The organism is Paenibacillus humicola (assembly GCF_028826105.1).
GTDB classification, from domain to species: Bacteria; Bacillota; Bacilli; order Paenibacillales; family Paenibacillaceae; genus Paenibacillus_Z; species Paenibacillus_Z humicola.
This window is the reverse complement of the sequence record NZ_JAQGPL010000001.1, coordinates 124,582-151,577: the sequence shown is the minus strand read 5'-3', so window position 1 is coordinate 151,577 and position 26,996 is coordinate 124,582. Positions and strand designations below refer to the sequence as shown.

The window sequence follows — 26,996 nt, the reverse complement described above, 5'->3', positions numbered from 1 at the left end:
CTTTATTGACGTACGTTCACACGCTGCAGCCGAAGCGCGTTGAGGACAACGGAGACCGAGCTTAATGCCATGGCCGCGCCCGCTACCCATGGTGCAAGCAAGCCAATCGCAGCGATCGGAATCCCGAGCGTATTATAACCGAGTGCCCAGAACAAGTTTTGCTTAATGTTGCTCATTGTTTTACGGCTCATATAGATCGCATCGGGAATGCTCGCCAGGTCGCCGCGCATGAGCGTTACATCCGCCGCTTCCATCGCCACATCGGTTCCGGTACCGATGGCCATACCGATATCCGCTGTCGCCAGTGCCGGCGCATCGTTAATGCCGTCCCCGACCATGGCCACTTTTTTGCCTTGCGCTTGCAGCTTTTTCACTTCTTCCGCTTTCCCTTCCGGAAGCACTTCCGCACGTACATGGTCGATGCCGACTTGGGCCGCGATCGCCTTCGCCGTCCGTTCGTTGTCTCCGGTAATCATGATCACCTGAATCCCCATCTCTTTCAAACGGCCAACCGCGTCCTTCGAGGTTTCTTTAATCGTATCCGCCACTGCAACCATCCCGGCATACCGGTTGTCGATCGCGATCAGCATCGCCGTCTTGCCGGCTTCTTCCAAACGAGCCATCGACTCGTAAGCATGCTTCACATCGACTTCGTACTTCTCCATCAATTGGCGCGTGCCGATGAGCAGTTGTTTTCCTTCTACTCTGGCTTTGATACCGAATCCCGGAATCGCCTCGAAGGACTCGGTTCCCGGCAGTTCGATATTTCGTTCACGGATGCCGGCAGCGATCGCTTCCGCAAGCGGGTGCTCCGAATTTTTTTCGGCCGCGCCGACGAGTTGAAGGAATTCCGTTTCGTTTTCTTCTGTTAATACATCCGTCAGTTCCGGCTTGCCTTTCGTCACAGTACCCGTTTTATCCAGAATGATCGCGTCAATCTTATGTGTCTGCTCCAAATGCTCGCCGCCTTTGAACAAGATACCAAGCTCCGCGGCGCGTCCGGATCCCGCCATGATTGAGGTCGGCGTTGCCAAACCGAGTGCGCAAGGGCAAGCAATGACGAGGATCGCGATGGCCTTTTCCAATGCCGTTGCAAAATCACCCGGCGTCACGAAGAAATACCATACGAGGAAAGCGACAACTGCGATTCCGACGACAATCGGGACAAAAATGCCGGAGATGCTGTCCGCTACCCGTTGAATCGGCGCTTTCGAGCCTTGCGCTTCTTCCACGACTTTAATAATTTGCGCTAGTGCCGTTTCTTTGCCGACTTTTGTCGCCTTAATACGCAGCATGCCGTTTTTGTTGATCGCTGCGCCGATTACGGAGTCCCCGGCTTTCTTTTCTACAGGAAGGCTTTCTCCGGTCAGCATCGATTCATCGACCGAAGACATGCCTTCAAGAACTTCGCCGTCTACCGGCACTTTATCTCCGGGACGGACAAGCGCGATGTCCCCTACGATAACTTCATCCACTGGAATCGTCAGCTCTTGACCTTCACGAACAACCAAAGCCGTTTTTGCCTGCAGACCCATGAGCGATTTGATCGCTTCCGATGTGCGGCCTTTAGCGAGCGTTTCAAATAGCTTCCCTAAAATAACAAGCGTGATCAGGATCGCACTCGTCTCATAGTACAAAGACGGTCCGTGATGGACACTGCCTCCTTGCGCGGCCCAATCGATCGTCAGATACAAGCTGTAGAAGTAAGCGGCCGAAGTGCCCAGCGAGACCAAAACGTCCATGTTCGCACTGCCGTTGCGGAGCGCCTTATATGCACCTGCGTAAAACTGTCTGCCGACATAAAATTGTACAGGAGTGGCCAGAACAAGCTGAAACCATGGATTCATCAGCATTTCCGGCAAGTAGATCCATGAGGTGAATGAAAAATGCGCAACCATGCTCCACAAGAGAGGGAAGGAAAGAATTGCCGAAAGGAGCAGTTTCCGTTTTTGATTCTTGACCTCATGGCCGCGGTGATCATCTGCGTTTTCACTTTCCTGTTTGGCGATCGCTCTGTAACCAAGCTGTTTGACCTTATTTTGCATCTCTTCGATCGAGACTTCACCCGGCGAATATTCAACACGAGCAGTTTCCATCGCAAAGTTGACAGATGCACCGGCCACGCCGGGCATTTTGCCGAGTCCCTTCTCGATGCGATTCGCGCAAGCGGCGCACGTCATCCCTTCCAGCTTAAACAGAGCCACTTCTTTAGCCGTATCATAGCCGAGCTTTTTAATGGTCTCTTCCACATTCCCTATGCCAATTTTCGCCGGGTCGTAAGTGATGCTCGCTTTTTCCAGCGCAAAATTGACACTTGCGGCAGAGACTCCTTCCAATTTGTTTAGGCCCTTCTCAATTCGGTTCGCGCAAGCGGCGCACGTCATGCCCGTGATTTGCAAAGTCGTTTGTTTGGTTTCTTGTGCAGCGTTTGTTTCCACAATCATTCACCTCTTGTTCAATTCCTTGCTCGTAGTATACCCCACTACCCTATTTTTAGTCAACATCTTTTACAATACCCCAGTACCGTATATTATCGGTTAAAGAAAAAGCAGCAAGCGCTGCTGGGCTTGGGTTTTATTTCATGAGTTTGTTCATGGTGATCATCAGTTCCGATAAAACCTCGGTATCCCCTTCTTGGATACGCTCGATGACACAGCTTTTCAGGTGATGCTCCAGCAAAAGTTTTCCGACTCCATTCAGAGCGGATTGAATCGAGGCGATCTGGTTCAGAACGTCGTCACAATACGTATCTTTCTCAATTAACCCTTTAATGCCGCGAACCTGACCTTCAATCCGATTCAGACGGCTGATCAAACTATTTTTTACTTTATCCGAATGATGGCTTTTTCGTCCCGTTCCATCGGTTCCGCAACAATTGGAATCCTGTTCATTTACTTGACCCAGCATTTCCATTTCCACGCTCATTTTGACTCGCCTCCTTCATAATCTATATTATACTATACTCCCTCCCCCTATACAATCAGTGGTAATATTGTCCCGGCAACGCAGGTAAGGAGCATCCCGCTTCGCCAGCGGTGCGGATTCCAAGGGCTCCCACTACGCTCGTCCGGAACAAAACCGCGGCCGCTTCCGTCACGAAACGGTCTTTTTGACGTACGCTGCGCCTCCGCCGGATTTTGCCCCTTTTTCGACAGGACGGCGAACCGCCGCCCCGCTCCCGAAGAACGCTTTAGCCGAAAAAATAGGCCATCTGAAAACCCGGAAACCCGCTGTACGAGTGAAACGCGAAAAAGTTGCACTTTCATAATTCTAATGTGTGAACAAATTGTGAACTTGGAAGGAGAAGTGTGAAAATGATCGAAATGTAAGCGAAGATGAAAATTTTGCCGAATTCCCGCAAGGGAAACGGGGGAACCACTCTGGGTGAATTGATCCCGGTATCCGCAGGGCCGGATGCCAGAGGCGATCATAGGGAGCCTTCAACCGAACCCCACAGCTAACCTCGCAGGCGTTGGAAGGAGCTTCTCTTTTGAAAAAGGTTTTGCTGCTCATGATCGGTCTCGTCATTGCGGCAGCCTTCCAGGCAGGAAGCGTGTTTGCGGACTCCAAAATGGATGGCGTCATCAGCGACGTGATCGGAACGCCGTATCATTACGGCGGCACCACGACGAAAGGATTCGACTGCTCCGGATTTACGATGTACGTGTTCGATAAACTCGGCGTCAACATCCCGCACGCATCCTCGTCGCAAGCCAGGCTCGGCAAGAAAATCGACAAGAGCGACTTGATCGCCGGCGACCTCGTATTTTTCAATACGAACGGCAGAGGCATTTCGCACGTTGGCATCTACGTCGGGGACGGCAAATTTGCCCACTCGTCCTCCAGCAAAGGCGTGACGATCAGTGCGCTCAGCGATTCGTACTACTCGAAACGCTTTGTTACCGCGCGTCGCGTCATGAGCCCGGATACGTTTCAAAAGTATGCCGACGAACCGTCCGATGCACCGGACGGCGGCGGAGACGCCGATTAATTCGCTCCGCCCTTCAGGAAGAACCGGCTTCGATCTATAGTGAAAAGAAGGCGAAAGCTTCCCCTTTCCTATAGAGGAGTCAAAAACGCAGCCTGCCCTGTCCGCCTGCCGGACAAGCGGGCTGCGTTTTTGTTTACCCTCGTGATGAGCGGCGTTTCGGGAACGAAATGAAACCATCGGCGCAGGGGCGGCAGGATGAGCGTCTGATCCGAGCAAATCATGATCTCGCGGCGTCAATCGGTTTCTTCACCTTGTAGCGCACCCACCAGAAGGTCCGGCCGACCTGCACGTCGAGCGTCGTTCCGGCCGGCGCAAACAGCTCGTGCAGCTGAAACGCGGTCTCGCAGCCTTCGCCGCGCCGGTCGGCCAGCACCGCTGTCGCCCCGTCGCGCAGACGCGAATGCCACAGGTTCAGAAAATCCCTTCGCTCCGCCGCCGGCAGCTCGCGCAGGCAAAAACAGGCTAACCCGGCTTCGAACGTGCCTTCGACGCCGGCAAGCTCGCCCGACCGGACCGATTTCGAAGCCGGCGCCGCCAGTCTCGGCGCGCCGGGTCCCCCGACGCGCAGCACCGACCGCCCCGCAAGGGTGCGCGAAAGCGCCTCCTCCACCTGCTTCCACTCCTCCCTTCGCGCATCCAGGCTTTCCCGCCATTTTGCCATCCGGCATCCTCCCGTCCCCGCCGCAAGCGGCGGCCGTTTTTTCTATTCCTATGTGGGCCTGTGCGCAAACTGACCAAAAAACGGGTATAATGGTACCACTTCAAGCTGTCCCTTGCAGAGGAAAATCGCAGAAAGGAGTTTTCGACGGTGACCGAAATGTGTGCGGAACTGTCCGCCTTTCATCCGACGCTTGCCGGCTGGTTCGCGCAAGCCTTCGGCGAGCCGACCCCCGTGCAGCTGGAAGCCTGGGCGTCCATCGACGCCGGACGGCATACGCTGATCGCCGCGCCGACCGGTTCCGGCAAGACGCTTGCCGCTTTGCTCCCCTGTCTCGACCGGCTCGCGCGGGACAAAGCGGCAGCGGACAAAGGAACGGCCCCGCGGGAGCCGGGGGTGCGCGTGCTGTACGTGACGCCGCTGAAGGCGCTCAACAACGATATCCAGCACCATTTGACCGGCTTTATCGACGATATCGAACGCTTCCGGGCGGAAAGCCCCGTAGACGGACAGGACGACTGGCCCGGGATCCGCACCGCGGTGCGGACGGGCGATACGCCTTCCTCCGAGCGCGCCAAAATGATCCGCAGGCCGCCCGATGTGCTCGTCACGACACCGGAATCGCTCTATTTGCTGCTGACGGGCGAGAAGAGCCGCGCCATGCTGCGCACTGTACGCACCGTCATCGTCGATGAAATTCACGGCCTCGCCCCGGATAAGCGCGGCGCGCATTTGTCGCTTACGCTCGAGCGCTTGTCCGCGCTGTGCCCCTCCCCCGTCCAGCGGATCGGCGTATCGGCGACGCAGAAGCCGCTCGAACGCGTCGCGCGGTTTCTCGGCGGCTGGGAGCGGGCCGGCGACGCCGCGGAGACGGCCGGAGCGGCGGCATCCGAAGCAGGCCGCGCCGAAGGTCCGGGCGGCGGTTCGGCTGCCGCGGATGTGACGGCGGGATCGGCAATCGGCCAAGCGGACCGCGCTGCGGGCGCGGGCGGCAGCCACCCGCTCGGCTTCGCGGAGAGGCCCGTGCGGATCGTCGAAAGCGACATGACGAAAACGATCCAGGTGCGTGTCACGATGCCCGACCTGAGCCGGCCGGCCAAAACGCGCGACGCCGTGTGGCAGCCGATCGTCGAGCGGCTGATGCAGCTGATGGAGGGCAGCCGTTCGGCGCTGCTCTTCGTGAACAGCCGCCGGCTGTGCGAGCGCCTCGTCCTCCGGCTGAACGACGCCGCCGGATACGAAATGGCCCGCGCCCACCACGGCAGCCTGTCGCGCGAGCGCAGGCTCGAAGTCGAGCGGATGCTCAAAGCCGGCGAGCTTCGCTGCCTGGTCGCCACGTCCTCGCTCGAGCTCGGCATCGACGTCGGCCATGTCGACGTCGTCATCCAGATCGACTCGCCGAAGACCGCTGCGGCCGGCATCCAGCGGATCGGCCGGGCGGGCCACGCCGTCGGCGGCGTCAGCCGCGGCTTCATCCTGGCGCGGAGCCGGAGCGAGCTGCCGGAGGCGGCGGTGCTGTGCCGCGACATTGCGAGCCGAAGCATTGAAGCGATCTCGCTCCCGGAAGCGCCGATCGACGTGCTCTCGCAGCAGATGACCGCGATTGTCGCCGCCGGGGATCTGTCGGTGGACAGCCTGTATGCGCTGGTCGCCGGCAGCGAATGCTATCGCAGCCTGCCGCGTGAACGGCTGGAGGCGGCGCTTAAGGTGCTGGCCGGCTTCTATCCGTTCGCCAGGCCGCTGATCGATTGGGACCGCGGCGCCGGTCTGCTCCGCAAGCGCGCCGGCACTGCGATGGCGGCCATCACCGGGGCCGGCACGATCCCGCAAAGCTCGGCCTATCCGGTTCACCATGCCGACAGCCGCAGCCATCTCGGCGAGCTGGACGAGGAATATATCGCCGAAAGCCGCGTCGGCGACGTGTTCCAGCTCGGCACGTCCTCCTGGATGATCACGGGCATCGAGAACGACCGCGTTTATGTGAAGGAAGCACCGAACCGTTTCAGCGAGATCCCGTTCTGGCGGGCCGAGCCCGGCGGCCGCAGCTACGAGCTCGGCACCAGGCTCGGCGCATTCCTGCGCGAGCTTGCGGACCGGTTCGGGCTGAGCCCGGAAACAGCCGGGCGCGGCGGGGACGGAAGTGGACTTGCCGGTCTCGGGCGGGGCGCGGATCCAGCAGCAAGCTCCGATGGTCCGGCAGCAAGCTCCGGGCATTCGGCGGAGTCCGGCGGCCCGGACTCCCGGCTGCCCGGCGCGGATGCGGAACGCTTCAAGACCCCCGATCTGGCGGCAGTAAACCCGTCCGGCGAGGAGCTGCGGGTGCGCGGGCGCGAGGAAGCCGCCGAAGATTGGCTGGATGCCGAGTACGGGCTCGACCGGCTGGCGGCGTCCGAGCTGATCGGGCTTGCCTCGGCGCAGCACCGGGCGCTCGGGCTGCCGACCGACCGCCGGATCATGATCGAGCATTACCGCGATTTGATGAACCAGACACGCATCATTATTCACAGCGTGTTCGGGCGGCGCATCAACCGGACGTGGCTGCTGGCGATCGAGCGGCAGTTCGAACGGCTGCTCCCATACAAGCCTTACGGCAACGCCAAGGACAACGGCATCGAGCTTGTGCTGCCGGACGGGGATGCCTCCTGGCTGCAGACGCTCTGGCAGGTCACGCCGGAGAGCGCCGAGCCGCTGCTGTCCGAAGCCGCATCCGGCTCCCCGCTGCTCGCGATTGCGTTCCGGCGCATCGCCGAGACGTCGCTCCTGCTGTCGCGCAGCTTCACCCGCACCCCAATGTGGCAGAAGCGGCTGCGGAGCGAAGAGCTGTTGAAGCAGTCGCTTCCGTACGCGGAGCATTTTCCGTATCTTCAGGAGGCGATGCGCGAATGCCTGCACAGCTATTTGGACGCCGGCGGCTTGAAACGGCTGCTGGAGCGGATATCGGGCGGCGAGATCGAAATCGCCGTCCGGGAAACGAACGCCCCGTCGCCGTTTGCCGTCCAGTTTCTGGCCGATTATGCCAATACGCAGCTGTACGAGGGAGACGGGCTCAGCGAGGCGACGCAGCTGCAGCTGCTCGGCGTCAGCAAATCGCTGGCCCGGGAGCTGTTCGGCAGCGAGACGGTCGCCGGCGCGATCGATCCCGCCGCGATGGCCGCGGAAGCGAGCCGCCTGGACACCGGCGGCGGCCGGACTCCGGCATCGCCGGACGAGCTGGCCGCGCTGCTTAAGCGGCGAGGCGATATGAGCGGCGGGGAAATCGCCGCGATCGCAGGCGCGGAGGCCTTGAGCTGGGCCGAGTCGCTCCGGTCCGCCGGGCGTCTCGCCCTGCTCCGTTTCGGGGCCGAGCCGCGATGGATTTGCGCGGACGAAGCGGAGATGTACGCGCGGTTCCCGGCAGCGGAGAGCGCAATCGCCTTCGTGGCGGGGCGATACGCCGAAGGCCGCCTGTCGTTCACCGAGGATGAGCTGCGCGGCCGCTATCCGGACCTCTCGCAGCAGGACGCGGAGCGCGTCGTCGACGTGCTGCTGGCGCAGGACCGGATCGAGCAGGCGCCCTTCGCCGCGCACGAGGGGGAGCGGATCTGGTCGAGCCGCAGCGTCGCCCGGCGGCTGATCCGTCTGTCCATGGAGCAGGCGCGCAAGTTGGCGGAGCCGGTCGATCCCGTGCGGTGGTGCGCGCAGATGTCGATGCTGCAGCATGCGCTGAGCGGCACGCAGCTGGCCGGCATCGACGGACTGCGCGAGGTGATCGCGAAGCTGCAGGGCTTTTTCCTCCCCGCTTCGCACTGGGAGTCGATCGTATTCCCGGCGCGGCTCTCCGGCTACCGAAAGGAGGAGCTGGACCTGCTCTGCGCATCGGGCGAGGTGCTGTGGATCGGCCGCAAGGAAGAGGGCGAGAAGGAGGGCAAAATCGCCTTTTTCCTCACCGACGCGAAGCCGCTCTACACTCCGTACCTGAAGCAGGCCGCCGGCAAAGAAACGAAGCATCCGGAGCTGCTCGCGCTGCTGCGGGAAGGCGGCGCCAGCTTTCTGACGCGGCTCGGCCGGGACACCGGCAGGACGCCATCCGAGCTGCTGCCCGAGCTGTTCGATCTGGTCTGGGAAGGCCATGTCTCGAACGACCAGTTCGCCCCGCTGCGCCTGCAGCTGCTGACCAAAGGCCGCCGGCTCGCCAAAACCGGCTCCGGCCTCGGCCGCTGGTATTGGACGGGCACGCTGGCCGAACCGGACGCGCCCGCCGGACCTACCCGCGGCTCCGCGCAGATCTACGGCGCCGCGCGCGATGGGGCTGCGCCGTACGGCTCGTCGTCCGCCCGCGCTGCAGCGGCCGAAACGCCGCCGCGCGGGGATGGCGAAGCGGCCGAGATCGGCTCCGCAGCGGGCAAAGCAGCCGAAGGTCCGGCTGCGTACGCCACAAACAGGCGCAGGGATGCCGCGCCGGAAGAGCTCGCCGAATCGGCGCTCCATTGGACGCAGCATCTGCTGGACAGCTGCGGCATCGTCTCGAAGGAGCTGGTCGCCGCGGCCTCCCCGTTCGCCTGGGATGAGCTGCTGCCGGTGCTGCGGCAGCTGGAGCACTGGGGCGTCGTCACGCGGGGCATGCTTATCCGCGGGGTGCAGACGCTGCAGTTCGCCAGGCGCGAGCTGCTTGAGCGCGTCCGCCAGCCGCTGCCCGGCCAGGATGCCGACGCCGTCACGGTGCTGTCCGCCGCCGACCCGTCCAATCCGTTCGGCCTGGCTGCCGACTGGCCCGATGCCCCCGGCGCGAGCTTCGCCCGCAAAAGCGGCAGCTACTTGATCCTGCACCGGGGACGCTGGCGCTACTGGATCGAAAACAACGGCCGTAAAATCGTCGAAATCCCCGAGATGCCGGAGCCGCTTCAGGTGAAGGACAGCGACGCGTCGAGCGACCCGGACCCGGCCGAATCAGCCGGGCGGCAGCCGCTTGAGCCCGAGCTGCTGAAGACGGTATTCCGCGCCGTGATGCGGCGTCAGGGCCTCTCCAAAATTAAAATCGAGCGCTGGAACGGCCTCGAAGCGGCCGAATCCGAAGCGGCACCTGCGCTGCGCGCGCTCGGCGCCGAACGCGACAGCCGCGCGCTCGTGCTGTGGACAAGCACGCTGCAGTAAACGCCGTTCCGCCCGCCGCCGCCGGGTCCCGGAACCGGCAAAGAAGCCGTTCGACGCTGGCGCGAAGAACGGCTTCTTTTAATTGCAATCCGAGTTTTAGGCTTGTACCCTTCGCCCCGCAGCTCCGGCTATTCAAAGCTGCGCGGCGCATCGACGGCGCTCCCGCGCACGTTCGCACGCCCCATCATGAGCACGAGCAGCCCGGCCAGAATGGGCAGTACGACGCTCCACTGGAAGATGAAAGCGATCGAGTCGGCCAGCCCGGCGATCATGCTGTGCAGCACGTCCGGCGGAAACGCTTTGCGTACTTCCGGCTGCAGCAGCGCCTGGGGATCGCCGAATTTTTTCGCCGCCGCCGGATCCGGGATGACCTTGGCGATGTTGTCCGTCAGCCGGTTCGTCTGGATGACCCCGAACACCGTCACCCCGAGCGCCGAGCCGATCGTCCGGAAGAAGACGATCATCGACGTGGCTGCGCCTTTATACTGCGGGCTGACGCCGTGCAGCGTCGCAATATTGAACACGACGAACGAGACGCCGATGCCGAGACCGACGAGGATCATATAAACGGTCACGATCCAGCGCGACGTGTCGGCATCGATCGTTCCGAGCAGAAGGAGCGAACCGATCAGCAGCAGCACCGAACCGAGCATGATGTTGCGGAACAGGAATTTGCCGACGAAACGGCCGCCGATCATCGAGCTGGCGACGACGCCGAGCATCATCGGCGTGAGCGTCTGTCCGGACGAGCTGGCGGTTCCGCCGTAAACCCCCTGCACGAAGATCGGGATATACGTTGCGCCGGAGATCAGGATCGCCCCGTAAAGGAAGCTTGACAGCTGGCTTGCGGTAAACACCCGGTTTTTGAACAGCTTCAAGGCGATGATCGGATTGGCCGCCCGGCGCTCCGCGATCACGAACAGCGCGAACAGCACGACAAATGCGGCGAACAGCCCGAGAATTTGCCAGGAGCCCCACGCATACGTCCGCCCGCCCAGCTCGAGCGCGAACATGAGCGAAAGGATCGTTGCGGCCAGCAGGACGACGCCGAGCCAGTCGATGATCTGCTTCACTTTGCTGCTCGATTCTTTATAGGCCAGCGCAATCAGCAGGAACGAAACAATGCCGATCGGCACGTTGATATAGAAAACCCAGCGCCAATTGATATTGTCCGTGAAATACGCGCCCGCCAGCGGGCCGAATACGCTCGACAGGCCGAATACCGCGCCGAACAGGCCGTTCATTTTGCCCCGCTGCTCCGGCGGAAAAATATCGAAAATGACGGCGAAGCAAAGCGGCATGATCGCGCCGCCGCCGATGCCCTGAAGCGCGCGGAACAGAATGAGCTCCGTCATGTTTTGCGCCGTGCCGCACAAGATGGAGCCAAGGAGAAATACGCCGAGCCCCAGCATGAAAAATCGTTTGCGCCCGTACATGTCCGACAGCTTGCCGAAGATCGGCGTCGCCACGACGCTTGCGATCATGTAGGCCGAGAATACCCAGACCAGCTTCGCGTAATCGCCGAATTCGCCGACGATGGTCGGCATGGCCGTCGAGACGATCGTCTGGTCGAGCGCCGCCATGAACAAGCCGAGCAGCAGCCCGGCAACCGTCCCCTTCGTATTGGTGCGTAATCGATCCATTCGTATAAACCTTCCTTCTTGAATTGAAATATAGCGATCCGAGTCGATGCCGATGCGCAGTTCGTAGTGTGCCCCGTTCTTCTCTTCATCTCCCCGCAGTTAATATCATGTGCAATAAAAAGGTCAACCCCTTGACTTTGAGAGTTTATCAGCGAATATGTGTTCTGTCAATCGGTCCGGGCCGTATAAAACGATTACATGAAAACATGACCGATTTTTTTTCGAAAAGGTGCTATATCTCGCGTGCGTCATTCGTCTTACTTCATGAAAGGGGTGAAACGGCCCGTGAGTCAAACGATACCGGAACCTTTCAGACGGTTGTTCGAGCAGCATTATCCGTCCGTCGCCCGAAAAATCCACGCCCTGGTCGGCGACCGGGCCGTCGCGGAGGACTTGGCGCAGGAAACGTTCGTGCGGCTGTACCGCTCGCCCCCTGACGATCCCGGCTCCGTCGGCGCCTGGCTGCACCGGGTAAGCATGCGAATCGCTTACGATTACATGCGGCAGCGGTCGGCGAGGCAGCAGCTGACGGAGCGGGAGCAGGAACGAATGGCGGCGGATGCGCATGCGTCCTACCCTTCCAATGAAGAAATCGCCATTCTGAACTGGGAACGCGACGTCGTCCGGCGCGTGCTGCAAAAGCTGTCCGAGCGGGACCGCATCGCCTTGATGCTCCGCCAGGAAGGCTACAGCTACGAGGAAATTGCCGAGCGGCTCGGGGTGAACGCGAAAATCGTCGGACCGCTGCTGGCGCGGGCCGCCGGACGATTCCGGAAAAAGTACGGTCAGGAGGAGGAGATCGCCGGTGACATCCAATAAACCGAAAGCGGAGGAATGGGATACGGCGCGCGCCTGGAAAACATTCGAAGAGCGCATTCGAAACGAACGTGCGCCGGATGACTGGAGCAAATGGGAAGCGGCAAGCGTTTCCGCACAGCCGCCCGAACAAGACGGCGTGCCATTTTCTATGAAGGAGGAGCAATCGACGATGGATAAAGAGAAGCGGCTGCAGGAAGTGCGGATGTTTAACGAAAACGGCGGACAAGACCCCGGGGTGGCGCTCGCAGGATCTAACGGTCGAGCGGCTTCGCTTCGCGGGAGCGGCAGCGCCGGGCAGACGGGCCGCCTCGTCCGGAGGCTGCGCAAATGGGGAGCCGTCGCGGCGGCGGGCGCCGTGCTCTACGGCCTCCTCGCCACCTCGCTCGGCGACCGGGCGCTGGCCGCGATGATGCAGACGTTCCGCATTCAGCACATGGTCGGCATCGACTTGACGGGCACCGATTTCAGCAGCCTCGCTCAAAAGCTCGACCAGGGCGGCTTGAACGGCCAGACGCTCAACCTTGCCCAATACGGCACCATCTCGCAAACGGGAGGCGGCCCTTCCCGCGACGTGACGCCGGCCGAAGCCGCGAAGCTGCTCGGATTCCCGGTGCCCGGCACTGCGGCGAAGCTGCAGTACAAGCCGGAAACGACGGTGAACCTGAAGCTGAACGTCGACGCGGTCAACCGGATGATCAAGCTGCTCGGCGGGACGGCCCTGCTGCCGAAGGAGGCCGACGGCAAAACGATCACCGTCGACATTCCCGCCGGCGCCTACGGCACGCTGACGTCCGGCAAAGATCAAGGCCAAATGCAGATCGCCAAGTTCGGCACGCCGGAGCTGACAGTCGAGGATGGCCTTGACGCGAATGCGATCCGCAAGGCGGTGCTGGAGCTGCCGGTTTTGCCGGAATCGATCCGCACGAAGCTGGCGGCGATTGCCGACTGGCGCAATACGCTGCCGGTTCCGAACGTACAAGGCGTGACCGAAAACATCTCGCTGGACGGCCGCGACGCCGTTCTGGGGCGTCAGGATCATAAACGCTTCCTGGTCTGGCTGGACGGCGGACAAATTACAATGCTGAGCGGCGATTCGGCCGCGTTCCCGACGGACGACGCGATTATCGCCAAAGCGAAAGAGCTGCTGCCGCAATGACGATGATCGAGACGGACGCGCTCACCAAGACGTATAACGGCCGCGGCGGCTGCCGCAACATCACGCTTCGCGTCCGGGAAGGCTCCGTCTTCGGCCTGCTCGGACCGAACGGCGCGGGCAAAAGCACGTTCGTGAAAATGCTGGCCGGCCTGCACCGGCCGGAAGCCGGCTCGGGCCGCATGCTCGGTTATCCGCTCGGCCGAGCGGAAGGAAGGCGAAAGCTCGGGTATTTGCCCGAGCTGTTCCGCTTTCAGGACTTTCTGACCGCCGCGGAGGTGCTCCGCTTCCATGCCCGTCTTGCCGGCGTTTCCGGGCGCGAGCTGGGTACACAGGAATGGCGGCGGCGGATCGAAGCGAAGCTCGCCGACGTCGGGCTTGCGGACAAGGGCGGACAGCGCGTCGGCCGCTTCTCCAAAGGGATGCAGCAGCGGCTCGGGCTCGCCTGCGCGCTGCTCATGGATCCGCGGCTCGTCATTCTGGACGAGCCGGCTTCGGCGCTCGACCCGGTCGGGCGCTACGAAATTCGGGAGCTGCTGCGGCGGCTCAGCGCGGACGGCGTCACCGTTTTTCTCAATACCCATCTGCTGGAGGACGTGCAGGAGCTGTGCGACGAGGTTGCCTTTCTGTACGAAGGGGAGCTGCTGGCCTGCGGTCCGCTGCGGGAGATGCTGCAGACGGAGGCCAACTGGCGGTTCACGGTCGGCGGCTGGCTGCCCGATTCCCTCGAGCGGCTTGCGGCGGCTTCGCCGCTTCTGCCGGCGCTTCGCGTCACCGAAGCGGATGAAGCCGGCTTCGCGGCCTTGACCACGCACGTCACCGACCGCGAACAAGCCGGTTGGATATGTGCGGAGCTCGTGCACGGCGGACTGACGCTGTACGAATCCGGTCCGGTCGCGGACGATCTGGAAAGCTGGTTTATCCGAAGCGTCAAGCATCAGCAAAGGGGGGCCGAAGCATGAGCGTATATATCGCGTTGACCGGCAAGGAATGGCTGCGCAAGCGGGTGCTGTACGCCGCGGTCGTGCTGACGGCGCTCTTTCTCGGCCTGTACGGCTTCGGCGTCAACGCAGCCGTCTCTTCCTTCCAGGTCAGTGCGGCCGCACGGCTCACCGATCAAATCATTTTGCTTTTTCTCGGCCTTTTCTTTGCCCAGATCATCTCCGCGTTCGTCGTGCTGTTTGCCTGCATGGGAACGGTGTCCGGGGAGCAGGAAAGCGGGGTGCTGCTCGCGATTCTCGCCCGGCCGCAGCCGCGCTGGAAAATTTACGCCGCCAAATGGCTCGGGCACGCCGTTTGGCTCCTGCTTTACACCACCGTGCTGTTCGCGGCGGTAACGGCCATCATCGGGATTTACGGCGGCTTCCCGTTCGAAGCGACGATGGTGCTGAAGGGCTGGGCGTTATTCGAAGCGATTCCGCTGCTCCTCCTTACGGCGACGATGCTCGGATCGGTTTATATGCCGACGCTCGGCAACGGCATCCTTGTCGCCCTGGTTTACGGCTTCGCGATGTTCGGCGGGCTGCTGCAAGGTCTGCCCATAGCCAAGACGCAGTCGGCAATCGAAAAAACCGTGCTGCTGATCTCGATGGTCATGCCGACCGATTCCGTTTTCCACCGGTGCATGTACGAGCTGATCGGCGGCGACAGCCTGCCGATGGCTGCTTCAAACGAGTTCGGTCCGTTCTCGCTCGCGTTTGTGCCGTCGAACGCCTTTTTGCTGTATGCGGCGTGTTACGCGGCACTGCTGCTGCTGCTGGGGTGCCGGGCGTTCGGCCGCAAAGATATATGATACGTTTGCGCGGGGAGCCGATGAACCCGATATCGGCTTCGCGCGCTTTTTTTCACTTTCGTTTGCGCCTTCAGCGCAGGTATACTGAAGAAAAAACAAGCAGCTGCTTGCGAAAGGTGGGCGTCAATCATGGAAGAAAGCATGGACAACTCTGCCGAGCCCGGCCGCCGGGACCGCATGTATTGGCTGGAGACGATCGGGCGGATCGGCAGCCCGGTGCTCGGCAATTTGGCCAGGCGGCGGCTGAAGGAAGCGATGCCGGTCGAAGCGCTGAACCCCGGGCAGCGCAGCTATACCCATCTCGAGGCGCTCGGGCGGCTGCTCTGCGGCATGGCGCCATGGCTCGAGCTGGAAGGGCTGGACGGCCGCGAGGAGGAGCTGCGGCGGCGGGCCGCGGCGCTCGCCCGCGAAGCGATCGATGCCGCGACCGATCCCGCGTCCCCGGATGCCATGAATTTTACGGAGGGCGGGCAGCCGATCGTCGACGCGGCGTTCCTCTCGCTCGCGCTTATCCGGGCTCCCCGGGCGCTCTGGGGCGAGCTGGACGAACGGGTGAAACGAAACGCGGTGCACGCCCTGAAGGCGACCCGCACGCGCAAGCCGGGCTTCAACAACTGGCTGCTGTTTGCCGCCGTGATTGAAACCGCTTTATTTCTCGCCGGGGAACCGGACTGGGACCGGATGCGCATCGATTACGCGCTGCGGCAGCACGAGCAGTGGTACTGCGGCGACGGCACCTACGGCGACGGTCCTCATTACCGCGCCGACTACTACAACAGCTTCGTCATCCAGCCGATGCTGGTCGATCTCGTGCGCGCCATCGGCGGAGAGGAGCCCGATTGGCAGGCGATGGCGGGGCCGGTCATGGAGCGCGCCGTCCGGTATGCGGAAATTCAGGAGCGGATGATCTCCCCCGAGGGCACATTCCCGCCTATCGGCCGCTCGCTTGCCTACCGCTGCGGCGCCTTTCACGCGCTGGCGCAGATCGCGCTGCTCGAGCGGCTGCCGGGCGGGCTCGAGCCGGCCGGCGTCCGCTCGGCGCTGACCGCGGTCATCCGCCGTACGCTGAGCGCGCCGGGCACCTTCGACGCGGAAGGATGGCTGCGGATCGGCTTCTGCGGCAGCCAGCCGGAAATCGGCGAGCGGTACATCTCGACCGGCAGCCTTTATTTGTGCGCCGCCGCTTTTCTGCCGCTCGGGCTCGCGCCCACCAGCCCGTTCTGGCAGGGCGAAGGCTCCTGGACCGCCAAACGGGCCTGGTCCGGCGAGCCGTTCGCGATCGACCACGCCCTGCGGGATCCCCATTAAACCGAAAAGGAGTTGACCGGCATGCCGGATCTTGCCGAGCTTCGGGCCGCGCTGGCGGCGGGCTCGAGACCGCCCCGCGGCTCCGGGGTATTCCCCTTCCTCGGCGCGGAACAAGTCCGACGCGCCTTACAGGACAATGCCGATGCGCAGCCCCTGCTGGCCGGAGCGGCCGCGGCCGCGGAGCGTTATGCGGCCGAGCCCGTGCCGCGGCTCGCGTTTTCGCAGTATCGCCTGTTCGCGACGACGGGCGACCGTCTGCAGTACCAGCAGGTTTATTTCGCCAGGCGGGGCCGCTTGCGGGCGTTCGCCGCCGCCGCTCTGGCGACCGGGGAGAGCCGGTGGACGGAGCCGCTGCAGGACATGATATGGGACATCTGCGACGAATATACCTGGTGCCTGCCGGCGCATCTGTCCAAAGCCGCCGGCTCGCCTCCGCCGCCGCAGACGGTCGACCTGTTCGCCGCCGAAACGACGCAGGCGCTGGCCGAGATCGCGCACCTGCTCGGGGACCGGCTTGACCCGGCCGTGACGGAGCGCGCGCGGGACGAAATCATGCGGCGGGTGCTCCGCCCGATCGAAGAGCGCCCTTTTCCCGCCTTCGGCTGGGAAACCGCCGATCACAACTGGGCCGCGGTATGCGCGGGCAGCGCCGGTATGGCCGCGCTGCTCCTGATGGAGGACCGGGAACGGCTCGTCCGCTTTCTGGAACGGTCGCTGCGCACGATGGACCATTTCCTGTCCGGCTACGGCGAGGACGGCGGCTGCGCGGAAGGCGTCGGTTACTGGGAGTACGGCTTCGGGTATTACGTCTATTTCGCGGACCTGCTGCACGCCTGCACCGGCGGCGCAATCGACCTGCTGGCAGGAGGTAAAATCAAGGCGATCGCCCGCTTTCCCGAAACGGCGCACCTGTCGGAAGGCGTCTTCGCGAACTATTCCGACTCGGCGGAACGGACGAGCCTTCACCCCGGACTGCTCAGCCGGCTGGCGCAGCGGACGGGCCGGAGCGTCACGCTGCCGTTCAAGCTGCCGGACTTTCATGACGACCACTGCTACCGGTGGGCGCCGTTCATCCGCAATCTCGTCTGGACGGACCGTTCCCGCTTTGCGGCGCGCCGCGGCGAAGGGCTGCAGACGCTTCCCGATCTGGCGTGGTTTATCGACCGCAGGGAGCTCGGCGGGTCCGCCGCCGCTTTCTCCGCCAAAGGCGGCCATAACGACGAGCCGCACAATCATAACGATTTGGGCCATTTTCTCATCCATGCCGGCGGGGAGACGATTTTGTCCGACCTCGGTCACGGCCTGTATACGAAAGATTATTTCAGCGACAAGCGGTACACGATTCTGAACAATGCCTCCGCCGGCCACTCCGTTCCGGTTGCCGGCGGCTGCGAGCAGGCCGCGGGCCGCGCGCACCGCGCAGAGGTACTGCATGCCGCCGAGCTGCCGGGCGGATCGGAGCTTCGCCTCGATCTGACCTCCGCCTACCCGAAAGAGGCGCGGCTGACCCGCTTTGTCCGCTCCTTCCGCTGGGATCGGGATGCCGGCGGCGAGGCGTGCCGGCTGGCGCTGGAGGATGCTTACCGCTTCGACGGCGGCCCCGGCGCGTGGGAGGAACGTTTCGTCAGCCGGATCCGCCCCGCTCCGGACGGCGGTTCCGCCATCGTCTGGGAAACGGAACGCGCCCGCCTGACGCTCCGCTTCGACGCCGGCCGGCTCGCGCCGGAAATCGCCGCGGTTCCGCACGCGGGCGCGGACGGCAGGCCGTTTGAAGTCTATTTGACAAAGCTGGCGGTCCGCAAACCCGAGGCGGAGGCGGCTGTGGCCGTATCTTTTGAACTGACGATGAAGGACAAGGAGTAGCGGACGGAATTTCACTCCGCTTTTCGACGATCGCATGTGATATTATAGACGAGCTTATCGGTTTCATTTATCTGATTGGAGAGGAGCAACCCGGATATGTCCATGGAGTGGATTCAGCATTCGGTCATTTTCAGCCTGAAGCACGAGCAGGGCTCGGCGGAGGAGCGGGAATTTCTCGAGGAAGGCCGCCGCACGCTGACGGCCATCCCGGTCGTCAAAAACTTCCGCGTCTTCCGGCAGGTCAGCCCGAAGAACGAATATCATTTCGGCTTCTCGATGGAATTCGCGAATCAGGCGGAGTACGAGGCGTATAACGCCCACCCGAACCACGTCAAGTTCGTGGAGGAACGGTGGAAAACCGAAGTGACGAAGTTTCTGGAAATCGATTACATGCTGTAACCGATCGCCGCGCAGGCTGCGGGAGTGAAGATCGCGCGCGCGTCCGTGAGAGACGCCGAGGCGAATTTTTCGCTTCGCAGCCTTTGCATTTTCCCCAAAGCTTTATTCCCCGAACGATCGTCATATCCTGTACCATACCCGCCGCGAAAAGAAGACGCATGTTTCCCCGCACGTTCGGCGGGTAATACTGGAATATGCTTTTTACGCCGGGCGAAGGTTCAGGTGCCCGAATCCACCAAACCGGCAGGTGCAGGCGATGTTCGAATCCTATTTGTTTCCGATTTCATATGCGTTTCTTGTTTTTCCCGGGGCCGCGCTGCTGTTTACGCTGCCTTTCCTGATCGTGCAGTACCGCCGGCACGGATATATTAACAAGCTCAGAGCCGTTGTCCTGTACTTGTTTTTGCTTTACCTGCTGAACGCGCTGTTCCTGATCGTGCTTCCTTTCCCGGTCTCGCGCCACAATCAGCCGCCCGAGGCTTACGCGCAGTGGATTCCGCTCGATTTTATCCAGGACATTTTGCGGGAGACGAGCGTTGTCCCGAGCCGGCCCTCCACCTATCTCCACCTGTTCCGGGAACGGGCGTTTCTGCAGGCCATGTTCAATATTTGGCTGCTCGTGCCGTTCGGCCTGTTTCTGCGCTATTACTTCCGCGCCGGATGGGTGGCATGCCTGCTGTGCTCGTTTGGGCTCTCGCTGTTCTTCGAGGTGACGCAGGTAACCGGCATCTACGGCTTATTCGATTATCCGTACCGGCTGTTCGACGTCGACGACCTGCTGCTCAATACGTCAGGCGGCATGCTCGGCTTCGTCATCGCCGAATGGCTGTCCGCGCGGCTTCCCCGCATCGACCGGCTGGACGAAAAGGTGGATCTGAAGCGCAAACGCGTCAGCTATACCCGCCGCTCCGTCGCCTTGTTCCTGGACGGAGCGATTTTGCTGCCGGCCATGGGGCTGTCGGGCGTATTCCTGCACGTCTCGTCCTATTTTGTATGGGCGGCGTTTTATTTCATCGTCCTCCCTTACGCAACCGGCGGCCGAACCTTCGGCAAGTGGGCGGTCCGCATCCGCATCGCAGGCAGGGAAGGCCGGCCTTCTCTGCGCGAGCTGGCAATCCGCGGCGGGCTTCTCTACCTGTTCCTCGGCGGCATCCAGATCGTCTTCGCCGATCCGGACTTTCGCTCGCTTCCGCCGATCCTGACGCTCCCTTACGCCATCTTCCTGTTTGCCGTCGACGCTTGGTTTGCCGTGCATTTGCTGACCCGGCTGTTCAACCGGAACAAAAAGCTCTTTTACGAGGAGAAAAGCGGCACCTCCCACACCATTACTTGACCGGTTATAGAGCTCCGGGCCTTCACTTTCCCATTCCTTCCGGAATTATATCCCGCCGTTCACCCCCTGTCTCAGACCGACAGCCAACGGGATGTCCGGCAGATCGGGCAGGAGGATTGGTTAAGCGGAAATTCACTGACACCCCGTTGTCACCGGTATCGGTTATCCTATAGTCGGATCGTAAGACGGCCCCTTGTATAAGGCCCGGGAGACGGCATCCGGCGGAGGTTCGACCCGGCGGGGCGGATTACGAAATCTTTAGGAAGGACCCGGTTGACATTAACCGGCAAAGCAAGTATCGTGCACATTATTAGGGGAACAATTCGAGGGGAACGAACATGCGAGGAAAGGAAAACGTACGATGAGCAAACCGCAAAATAAAACCGGAGTCGTCGTGGCAGGGCTGCTGCTCGCCATTCTGATGGCCTCGATGGACAACACGATCGTTGCGACCGCCATGGGTACGATCGTAGGCGAACTCGGGGGGCTGGACAAATTCGTCTGGGTGACCTCCGCTTATATGGTCGCCGAAATGGCCGGCATGCCGATTTTCGGCAAGCTGTCCGATATGTACGGCCGCAAACGGTTTTTCGTCTTCGGCGCGCTGATGTTTATGCTCGGGTCCGTCCTGTGCGGCACCGCTCATTCCATCGTCGAGCTGAGCATTTACCGCGCCGTTCAGGGCATCGGCGGCGGCGCGCTGGTGCCGATCGCGTTTACGATCATGTTCGACGCCGTGCCTGTGGAGCAGCGCGGCAAGCTCGGCGGCCTGTTCGGCGCCGTCTTCGGCATGTCGAGCATATTCGGGCCGCTGCTCGGAGCGTATATTACCGATTACATCCGGTGGGAATGGATTTTCTACATCAACCTGCCGCTCGGCCTGATCGCCTTCGTCATGATCGCCTTCTTCTACAAGGAGTCGCCGGTCCATTCGGCGCAGCGCATCGACTGGTGGGGCGCGTTCACCCTGATCGGGGCGATCGTCTGCCTGATGTTCGCGCTCGAGCTGGGCGGCAAGCAGTTTGCGTGGGATTCCGCGCAAATCCTGGGGCTGTTCGCAGGCTTCGCCGCGCTCGCCGTCCTGTTCCTGTTCGCCGAGACGCGGGCTGAAGAGCCGATCATTTCGTTCGGCATGTTCAAGGGGCGCCTGTACGCGTCCAGCAACGTCATCGCCATGCTGAGCGGCGCGGCATTCATTACCGCGTCCGTGTACATCCCGATTTTCATTCAAGGCGTCCTCGGCGGAACGGCGACGAATTCCGGCCTCGTGCTGCTGCCGATGATGCTGGGCTCCGTCGTGACGGCGACGATGGGCGGCTTCCTGATGAACAAAATGCCGTACCGGTCGATCATGATTCCGACGCTGGCCGTTCTCGTAATCGGGATCGTGCTGCTGGCGACCCTAACATCCGGCTCGACCCGCCTGGCCGTTACCGTCTATATGGTTCTCGTCGGCCTTGGCATCGGCGCCTCGTTCTCGGTGCTGAGCAACGCCGCGATTCATTCATTCCCGCCGCGGCGGCGCGGAGCGGCCAGCTCGACGCTGAACTTTCTGCGCTCGCTCGGGATGACGCTCGGCATTACGATTTTCGGCATCATTCAAAGCCACGCGCTGACGCGCAACCTGACGAACGCGTTTACCGGCGCAGGCGGGGGAGGCGCAGGAGGAGGCGGGGGGCAGACGGCCGCACCTCCGCAGGGCATCGATTTCAGCGATCCGCATGCGCTGCTGGAACCGGCGACCCGGTCCCATATTCCGGCACCGGTGCTGGACAAAATCACGGAAGGACTGGCCTCGTCCATCGCCTTCACCTTCGCGCTCAGCCTCATTCCGGGCGTGCTGGCGCTCGCCGCATCCTTCTTCATGAGCAAGGAGAAGCTGGACCCGGCTGCCGAAGCGGAAGCATACGCCGCATCGCATTAACCGCCGGAATTGCAAAAACAAGCCTGCATCGCCATCTTCACTACGGCGTTGCAGGCTTGTTTTCATGACCGCTTGGGCGGCGTCTTACTTTTTCCTGCTGTTGCGCATCGCAGCCAGCAGCCTTATGCTTCCCCTCGAGCCGTCCGTGAAGCTCCAATACTCGGGGGATTCCCTCGGATAAAGCGCAATTTTCCCCTCCGCGTCGAAATGAAGGCCCCAGCCGTACTTCTTGGGCAGCATCGACGCCCGCAGGCAGGGCTGCGGCTTCCGATAAAACGCCTCCCGGATCTGCTCCCCGCGAGCCGAGAGCTCCTCCTCCGGCACCTCCTTGTGCCGGAGATAGACCTCGTACAGAAGCTCCTCCTGCGTAAACGTGTAAGGGCGGCCGGCCAGCAGCTCGTATTCGATGCCCGGCTTCGTTTTTCCGCTCTTCCTGTCGGACGGCACCGTGCCGAACTCGGCCGGACAATCCTCGGAAACGGTAATGAACGTGTTGTAGTAGTTCCACTCCATCAACGGTCCCTCCATGAAACGGGTTTCTACCGTTTATTATAACCCTTTTCCCCTGTCAGAAACGGTCAGGAAAGTCAGTGATGAAGCTGCTGCATTTCGGCGAGCGCCGTTCCGGGCAGACCTCGGCGTCCGCGTGCACGAGAAATGAGACCCATCAATGCGAGCAGCAGCAGCGCGCAGGCGGCGAATCCCCAGATGGCATAGACGGCATTGAAACGGTCCAGCATCCAGCCCGTTATTTTCGGGAGCAGCGCGCCGCCGACCCCGCCGCAGGCAATCATCAGGCTGGTCGTCCGGTCGATCCGGTCCGGGAACGCCTCGTTCATATACAGCAGGCCCATGGCAAATATGCCGGCCATCGACAAGCCGGTAAACATAATCGTACCGGTTGCCCCGGCCTCGCCGTTCATCAGCGTCAGCAGGACGAAGCCCGCGGCCGAGCAAGCGCAGCAGACCGTCAGGAAATTCCGGTAACCGGTGCGCCTCGTCACCCGTCCGATAAACAGGCGGCCAAACGACATGGCCGCCCAGAACAGGCTGAGGCTGACCGTCGCCTCCGTCTCGCTCATGGCCGCCGTCCGCCCCAAAATAGCGGGCAAATAATTGCCGAAGCTCATCTCGACGCCGACATAGACGGCGAAGAACAGCGCGCCGAGCAGCAGCAGCGGCGCGTCCGCCCGCTTATAGCCTGCGGCCGGTGCCCGGGCGCCGGCCGAGCCTTGCTTCGCGGGCTGCCGCCTCAAGTGCGGCCCCGCCTGGCCGAGCGGCATAAACAGCCACAGCAGCAGCACGATGCCGGCAACCGAGGCGACGATGCCGAAGGTCCACCGCCAATACCCCAGCGCGATCAGCCAAGCCGCCGCGGCGGGAAGCGCCAGCGCCCCGACTCCGAAAAACACTTCAAGCAGGCTCATCGCGGTTGCCTTGCGCTCCTCGATCAGCTCGATGATCAGCGCGCCGATGCACGCTTCGCCCATTCCGAAGCCGAAGCCCGCCAGCAGCGCCAGCATGAGCATGAGCCCCCAAGCCGGCTCGAACGCATAGCCGATTTCGGCGGCTGCGAAGCTGATCAGCGACAGCCGGACCGCATTGCGGCGCCCCAATTTGCGAGCCAGCCAAGGCGCGAGCAGCACCCCGGCCAGAAATCCGAGGAACTGGTTCGTGATCAGCTGGCCTCCCCCGGCATAATCCAAACGATATTTCAACACCAGCTGCTCCATGACCGAGCCGACGGCGACGTGGCCGAGCCCGATGACCAGGTAGGACAGGCAGCCGAGGATAACCAGTTTTCGCATGTAACGACGCTCCTCTCAGCCCCCCATTATAACACGGCGCCGCGCGAAAAGGTCAATTTGGTTTTCAGTCGTCCGGCAGAAAAAAGGGCACGAATAACCCCTTGACTCGACCGACAGCCAGCGCATATAGTAAAACCGGGAACAGTTGTGAGTAATCACTCGCTTTTTTTATAAAGGGAGGGGAAAAGAATGGCCCATTTTCACCCGGTCTGCATTGAAGCCGCGAATGTTACCCGCCAATTCGACGGCCGCGCCGTTGTCCGCGACATCAGCCTGACGATCGGCAAAAACGAAATTTTCGGCCTGCTCGGCCCGTCCGGCGCCGGCAAAACGACGCTCGTCAAAATGATCGCCGGCATCGACGAAGCGACCGGCGGGCGGATCGACGTGCTCGGCATCCGGATGCCGAAGCTGGACGCGATGACCCGGATCGGTTATATGGCCCAGTCCGACGCGCTGTATACGGAGCTGACGGCCAAAGAAAATCTCGAGTTTTTCGGCTCCCTGTTTGGCCTTCGCGGCGCCGGGCTGACCCGGCGGATATCGGAAGCGATGGAGCTCGTCAACCTGGGGCCCGATTTGAAGCGTACCGTCAGCTCGTATTCGGGCGGCATGAAACGGCGGCTGTCGCTTGCCATCGCACTGCTTCACGAACCGGAAGTGCTCATCCTCGACGAGCCGACCGTCGGCATCGATCCCGTACTGCGCAAATCGATTTGGGAGGAGCTGGAGGCGCTGAGCCGGAAAGGCACGACCATTCTGGTCACGACCCACGTCATGGATGAAGCCGGCAAAAATGCCACCGGCTCGGCATGATCCGGGACGGCCTCCTCATCGCCGTCGGTACGCCGGATGAGCTGAAGGAGAAAACCGGCAGCGCCAGCATTGAAGAAGCCTTCCTGTATTATGGAGGTGTGCGCTCATGAGAATTCGGGCATTGATCGTCCGCATCATCCGTCAGTTCATGCACGACAAACGAACGCTCGCCCTGTTGATCGTCGCCCCGATCCTGGTCCTGACGCTGATGTACCTGGTATTCAACGGCGATACGTACCGGCCGAAAATCGGCGCGGTTCAGCTTCCGGTGGCGGCCGGGCAAGCGTTAGGCAAAAACGGCGCTGACGTAACCGTCTACGGCAGCCTAAGCGAAGCGGAAAAAGCGCTGAGGGGCAGGGACATCGACGCGATCGTCCGGCTTGACGGAGGCGCTCCCCGCGTAGAGCTGGAGGGCAGCGACCCGTCCAAAAACCGCGCCGTCATGCTGCTGATCCGGCAGGCGGCGCAGGGGCAGGCCGCCGCCTTGGATCCGTCCGCCGCGCAGAAGGCGCCGGCCTTCGATTATTTGTACGGCGGGCCGGATATGACCTTCTTCGACAGCTCCGCTCCGGTGCTGATCGGCTTGTTCGCGTTTTTCTTCGTATTCCTGATCGCCGGGGTTTCGTTCCTGAAGGAGCGGACGAGCGGAACGCTGGAGCGCCTGCTGGCTACTCCGCTGCGCCGCTGGGAAATCGTCGCCGGTTACACGGGCGGCTTCGGCGTCTTCACCAGCCTGCAGGCGGCGCTTATCGCCGGTTATACGATCGGCGTGCTGGGCAGCCTGATGACCGGCTCCTTCGGGTACGTGCTGCTGATTATGCTGCTGCTGTCCTTGACCGCGCTCAGCATCGGCACTTTTCTGTCCGCCTTTGCGAATACCGAATTTCAGATGATCCAGTTCATTCCGGTCGTCATCGTGCCGCAGGTGTTTTTCTCGGGCCTATTCAATTTGGACAGCATCTCGCCCTGGCTCCGCTGGCTTTCGTACGTTACGCCGCTGAAATACGGCGCCGACGCGCTGCGCAGCGTCATGATCCGCGGCGAAGGCTGGAGCTCCATCGCGGCCGACGTCTATTTCCTGCTGGCGCTTTCCCTTGTCTTCATAGCCGCGAACGTGCTTGCGCTGCGGAAGCACCGCCGATTATAAAGGCTTCCTCTTTCTTTGGCGGCGAATGCGAAGCAAGCTGCTGCCCATCGGCTTGGGAAAGAAAGTCCAAAAACCGCCCCTTCGGCCCGAAAATCAAAAAAACCGGCATCCCCCTTCGAAAGGAGATGCCGGCTTTCCGGCTGCCGATGCGCCAGGGGCAGTCCCTGCCTGCGCAAAGCGGCGTAAACGTTCAGCCCGTCGGCCCAACCGACTCGCCTCGAACAAGCGAGACGTAAATCCGCTCATGTTCGACTTCATCTCCGCGAATCAGCTTAAGCAGCTGCTCGGAAGCGAGCACGCCCCATTTTCGCTTGGAATAGTCGATCGTCGCCAGCCGCGGCTGCGTGTAGTGGGACACCTCGATGTTGTCGAAGCCGATAATATGAATGTCTTTGCCGACCCTGATTTTCGTGGTGGACAAATAGTCGTACATCCCGATCGCCATCTCGTCATTCAGGCAGAAGACGGCGGCCGGACCCGTATATTCCTTGACGATCTGCAGGCCGGCAAGCGCTCCGGCCGATTTGTTGAAATCGCCCTCAATCTCGATATATTCGATGCCCGGCGTGCGGTCAATCGTCTGCTTGACGGCCTGCATCCGCTGCCGGGAATCGAACGAGCCCTTCGGCCCGGTCACTACATACAGCTTACGGTGACCCATCTCGATCAAATACTCCGCTGCCAGCGTCGCGCCGGCCTTGTTGTCGAGCAGCACCTGATTGATGTTCGGATGGCTGAGCTCCCGGTCGAGGACGACCAGTTTATGGCCGAGATCGGCATACTTTAGCAGCTCTTCGCTGGAAAAAGTCTCGTCGAGCACGATCGCCCCGTCGATGAACCGCTGCGGCAGCAGCCGATGAGCCTGCTGGCCGCTGCAGATAACCAGGTCGTAGCCGCTCCGGTTGACGCCCTCCTTCATCCCCTGAAGCAGGTCGCCGTAGAACGACCCGCTGAAATCGGTCAGGAACGCCCCGATAATTTTCGTCTCCCGCTTCTTCAAATGCCGTGCGTTCGCGTTCGGAACGTAATTTAATTCCTTGGCGACGGCCAGTATTTTAGCTGCGGTTTCTTCGGTTACTTTCGGGCTTCCGTTGAGCGCGTAAGAGACCGTCGAGATGGCAACGCCCGCTTGTTTCGCAATATCTTTTATACTGACCACGGCATTCGATCCTGCCTTTCCGCTTTAACATAATTTCCTATTACTATATCATA

At 61.7% G+C, this 26,996-nt stretch carries 19 protein-coding genes, 1 pseudogene and 1 riboswitch; of the genes and pseudogenes, 13 read left to right on the top strand and 7 right to left on the bottom strand.

Annotation, left to right across the window (positions count from 1 at the left end; genetic code table 11):
* Positions 1-2: 2 nt before the first annotated feature.
* Both PD282_RS00715 and PD282_RS00710 read right to left on the bottom strand, forming a co-directional pair.
* The gene (locus tag PD282_RS00715; RefSeq protein ID WP_274648493.1) at positions 3-2,438 is read right to left on the bottom strand and encodes a heavy metal translocating P-type ATPase; all 2,436 of its coding nucleotides are present in this window, start codon (positions 2,436-2,438) and stop codon (positions 3-5) included.
* Positions 2,439-2,574: 136 nt separating this feature from the next.
* Positions 2,575-2,907 (bottom strand): metal-sensitive transcriptional regulator, encoded by a 333-nt coding sequence (locus PD282_RS00710; RefSeq protein ID WP_274654955.1) that lies wholly within the window; start codon positions 2,905-2,907, stop codon positions 2,575-2,577.
* Positions 2,908-3,335: 428 nt separating this feature from the next.
* Positions 3,336-3,487, top strand: a riboswitch (cyclic di-AMP (ydaO/yuaA leader).
* A 3-nt stretch (positions 3,488-3,490) separates the two neighbouring features.
* Here PD282_RS00710 and PD282_RS00705 point away from each other — a divergent pair.
* Positions 3,491-3,991 carry a C40 family peptidase gene (locus PD282_RS00705; RefSeq protein WP_420832262.1) on the top strand — a complete coding sequence of 167 codons (501 nt, stop codon included), beginning with the start codon at positions 3,491-3,493 and terminating at the stop codon, positions 3,989-3,991.
* A 217-nt stretch (positions 3,992-4,208) separates the two neighbouring features.
* On the opposite strand, the gene PD282_RS00700 is transcribed toward PD282_RS00705, so the two are convergent.
* Complete coding sequence (locus PD282_RS00700; protein ID WP_274648492.1) at positions 4,209-4,652, bottom strand: hypothetical protein; 444 nt, start codon at positions 4,650-4,652, stop codon at positions 4,209-4,211.
* Positions 4,653-4,808: 156 nt separating this feature from the next.
* Between PD282_RS00700 and PD282_RS00695 the strand changes: the two genes are divergently transcribed.
* Entirely contained in the window at positions 4,809-9,779 is a 4,971-nt protein-coding gene (locus tag PD282_RS00695) for a DEAD/DEAH box helicase (protein ID WP_274654952.1), read from the top strand.
* Positions 9,780-9,907: 128 nt separating this feature from the next.
* Here PD282_RS00695 and PD282_RS00690 read toward each other — a convergent pair whose 3' ends face one another.
* Complete coding sequence (locus PD282_RS00690) at positions 9,908-11,422, bottom strand: MDR family MFS transporter (protein WP_274648491.1); 1,515 nt, start codon at positions 11,420-11,422, stop codon at positions 9,908-9,910.
* A 285-nt stretch (positions 11,423-11,707) separates the two neighbouring features.
* On the opposite strand from PD282_RS00690, the gene PD282_RS00685 reads away from it, so the two are divergent.
* The 9 genes from PD282_RS00685 (at position 11,708) to PD282_RS00645 (ending at position 22,013) form a co-directional block, all read left to right on the top strand.
* Positions 11,708-12,241 (top strand): sigma-70 family RNA polymerase sigma factor, encoded by a 534-nt coding sequence (locus PD282_RS00685; protein WP_274648490.1) that lies wholly within the window; start codon positions 11,708-11,710, stop codon positions 12,239-12,241.
* On the top strand, positions 12,228-13,397 hold the full coding sequence (locus PD282_RS00680) for a hypothetical protein (RefSeq protein ID WP_274648489.1): 1,170 nt from the start codon (positions 12,228-12,230) through the stop codon (positions 13,395-13,397). The genes PD282_RS00685 and PD282_RS00680 overlap by 14 nt, the downstream gene beginning before the upstream one ends.
* Complete coding sequence (locus tag PD282_RS00675) at positions 13,394-14,356, top strand: ABC transporter ATP-binding protein (RefSeq protein WP_274648488.1); 963 nt, start codon at positions 13,394-13,396, stop codon at positions 14,354-14,356. Before PD282_RS00680 ends, PD282_RS00675 begins: the two co-directional genes overlap by 4 nt.
* Positions 14,353-15,186, top strand: coding sequence for an ABC transporter permease (locus tag PD282_RS00670; protein ID WP_274648487.1), 834 nt, complete (start codon positions 14,353-14,355; stop codon positions 15,184-15,186). The genes PD282_RS00675 and PD282_RS00670 overlap by 4 nt, the downstream gene beginning before the upstream one ends.
* A gap of 129 nt (positions 15,187-15,315) precedes the next feature.
* Positions 15,316-16,494 carry a DUF2264 domain-containing protein gene (locus tag PD282_RS00665; RefSeq protein ID WP_274648486.1) on the top strand — a complete coding sequence of 393 codons (1,179 nt, stop codon included), beginning with the start codon at positions 15,316-15,318 and terminating at the stop codon, positions 16,492-16,494.
* Between the two features lie 21 nt (positions 16,495-16,515).
* Entirely contained in the window at positions 16,516-18,357 is a 1,842-nt protein-coding gene (locus PD282_RS00660) for a heparinase II/III family protein (RefSeq protein WP_274648485.1), read from the top strand.
* A 96-nt stretch (positions 18,358-18,453) separates the two neighbouring features.
* Positions 18,454-18,756, top strand: a complete 303-nt coding sequence (locus PD282_RS00655; protein WP_274648484.1) for a Dabb family protein — start codon at positions 18,454-18,456, stop codon at positions 18,754-18,756.
* A gap of 256 nt (positions 18,757-19,012) precedes the next feature.
* Positions 19,013-20,089: a VanZ family protein gene (locus PD282_RS00650; protein ID WP_274648483.1), complete on the top strand. Its 1,077-nt coding sequence runs from the start codon at positions 19,013-19,015 to the stop codon at positions 20,087-20,089.
* A 361-nt stretch (positions 20,090-20,450) separates the two neighbouring features.
* The gene (locus tag PD282_RS00645; protein WP_274648482.1) at positions 20,451-22,013 is read left to right on the top strand and encodes an MDR family MFS transporter; all 1,563 of its coding nucleotides are present in this window, start codon (positions 20,451-20,453) and stop codon (positions 22,011-22,013) included.
* 84 nt (positions 22,014-22,097) lie between these two features.
* Here PD282_RS00645 and PD282_RS00640 read toward each other — a convergent pair whose 3' ends face one another.
* The gene (locus PD282_RS00640; RefSeq protein WP_274648481.1) at positions 22,098-22,526 is read right to left on the bottom strand and encodes a DUF6157 family protein; all 429 of its coding nucleotides are present in this window, start codon (positions 22,524-22,526) and stop codon (positions 22,098-22,100) included.
* Between the two features lie 74 nt (positions 22,527-22,600).
* The gene (locus PD282_RS00635; RefSeq protein WP_274648480.1) at positions 22,601-23,821 is read right to left on the bottom strand and encodes an MFS transporter; all 1,221 of its coding nucleotides are present in this window, start codon (positions 23,819-23,821) and stop codon (positions 22,601-22,603) included.
* A 189-nt stretch (positions 23,822-24,010) separates the two neighbouring features.
* Here PD282_RS00635 and PD282_RS00630 point away from each other — a divergent pair.
* Together PD282_RS00630 and PD282_RS00625 are read left to right on the top strand one after the other, a co-directional pair.
* Positions 24,011-24,747 (top strand): annotated as a pseudogene (locus PD282_RS00630) (ABC transporter ATP-binding protein).
* Positions 24,744-25,784 (top strand): ABC transporter permease, encoded by a 1,041-nt coding sequence (locus PD282_RS00625; RefSeq protein WP_274648479.1) that lies wholly within the window; start codon positions 24,744-24,746, stop codon positions 25,782-25,784. Before PD282_RS00630 ends, PD282_RS00625 begins: the two are co-directional and overlap by 4 nt.
* Before the next feature lie 190 nt (positions 25,785-25,974).
* Here PD282_RS00625 and PD282_RS00620 read toward each other — a convergent pair whose 3' ends face one another.
* A complete protein-coding gene (locus tag PD282_RS00620; protein ID WP_274648478.1) occupies positions 25,975-26,943 on the bottom strand; it encodes a LacI family DNA-binding transcriptional regulator in 969 nt (322 codons plus the stop codon).
* Positions 26,944-26,996 lie beyond the last annotated feature (53 nt).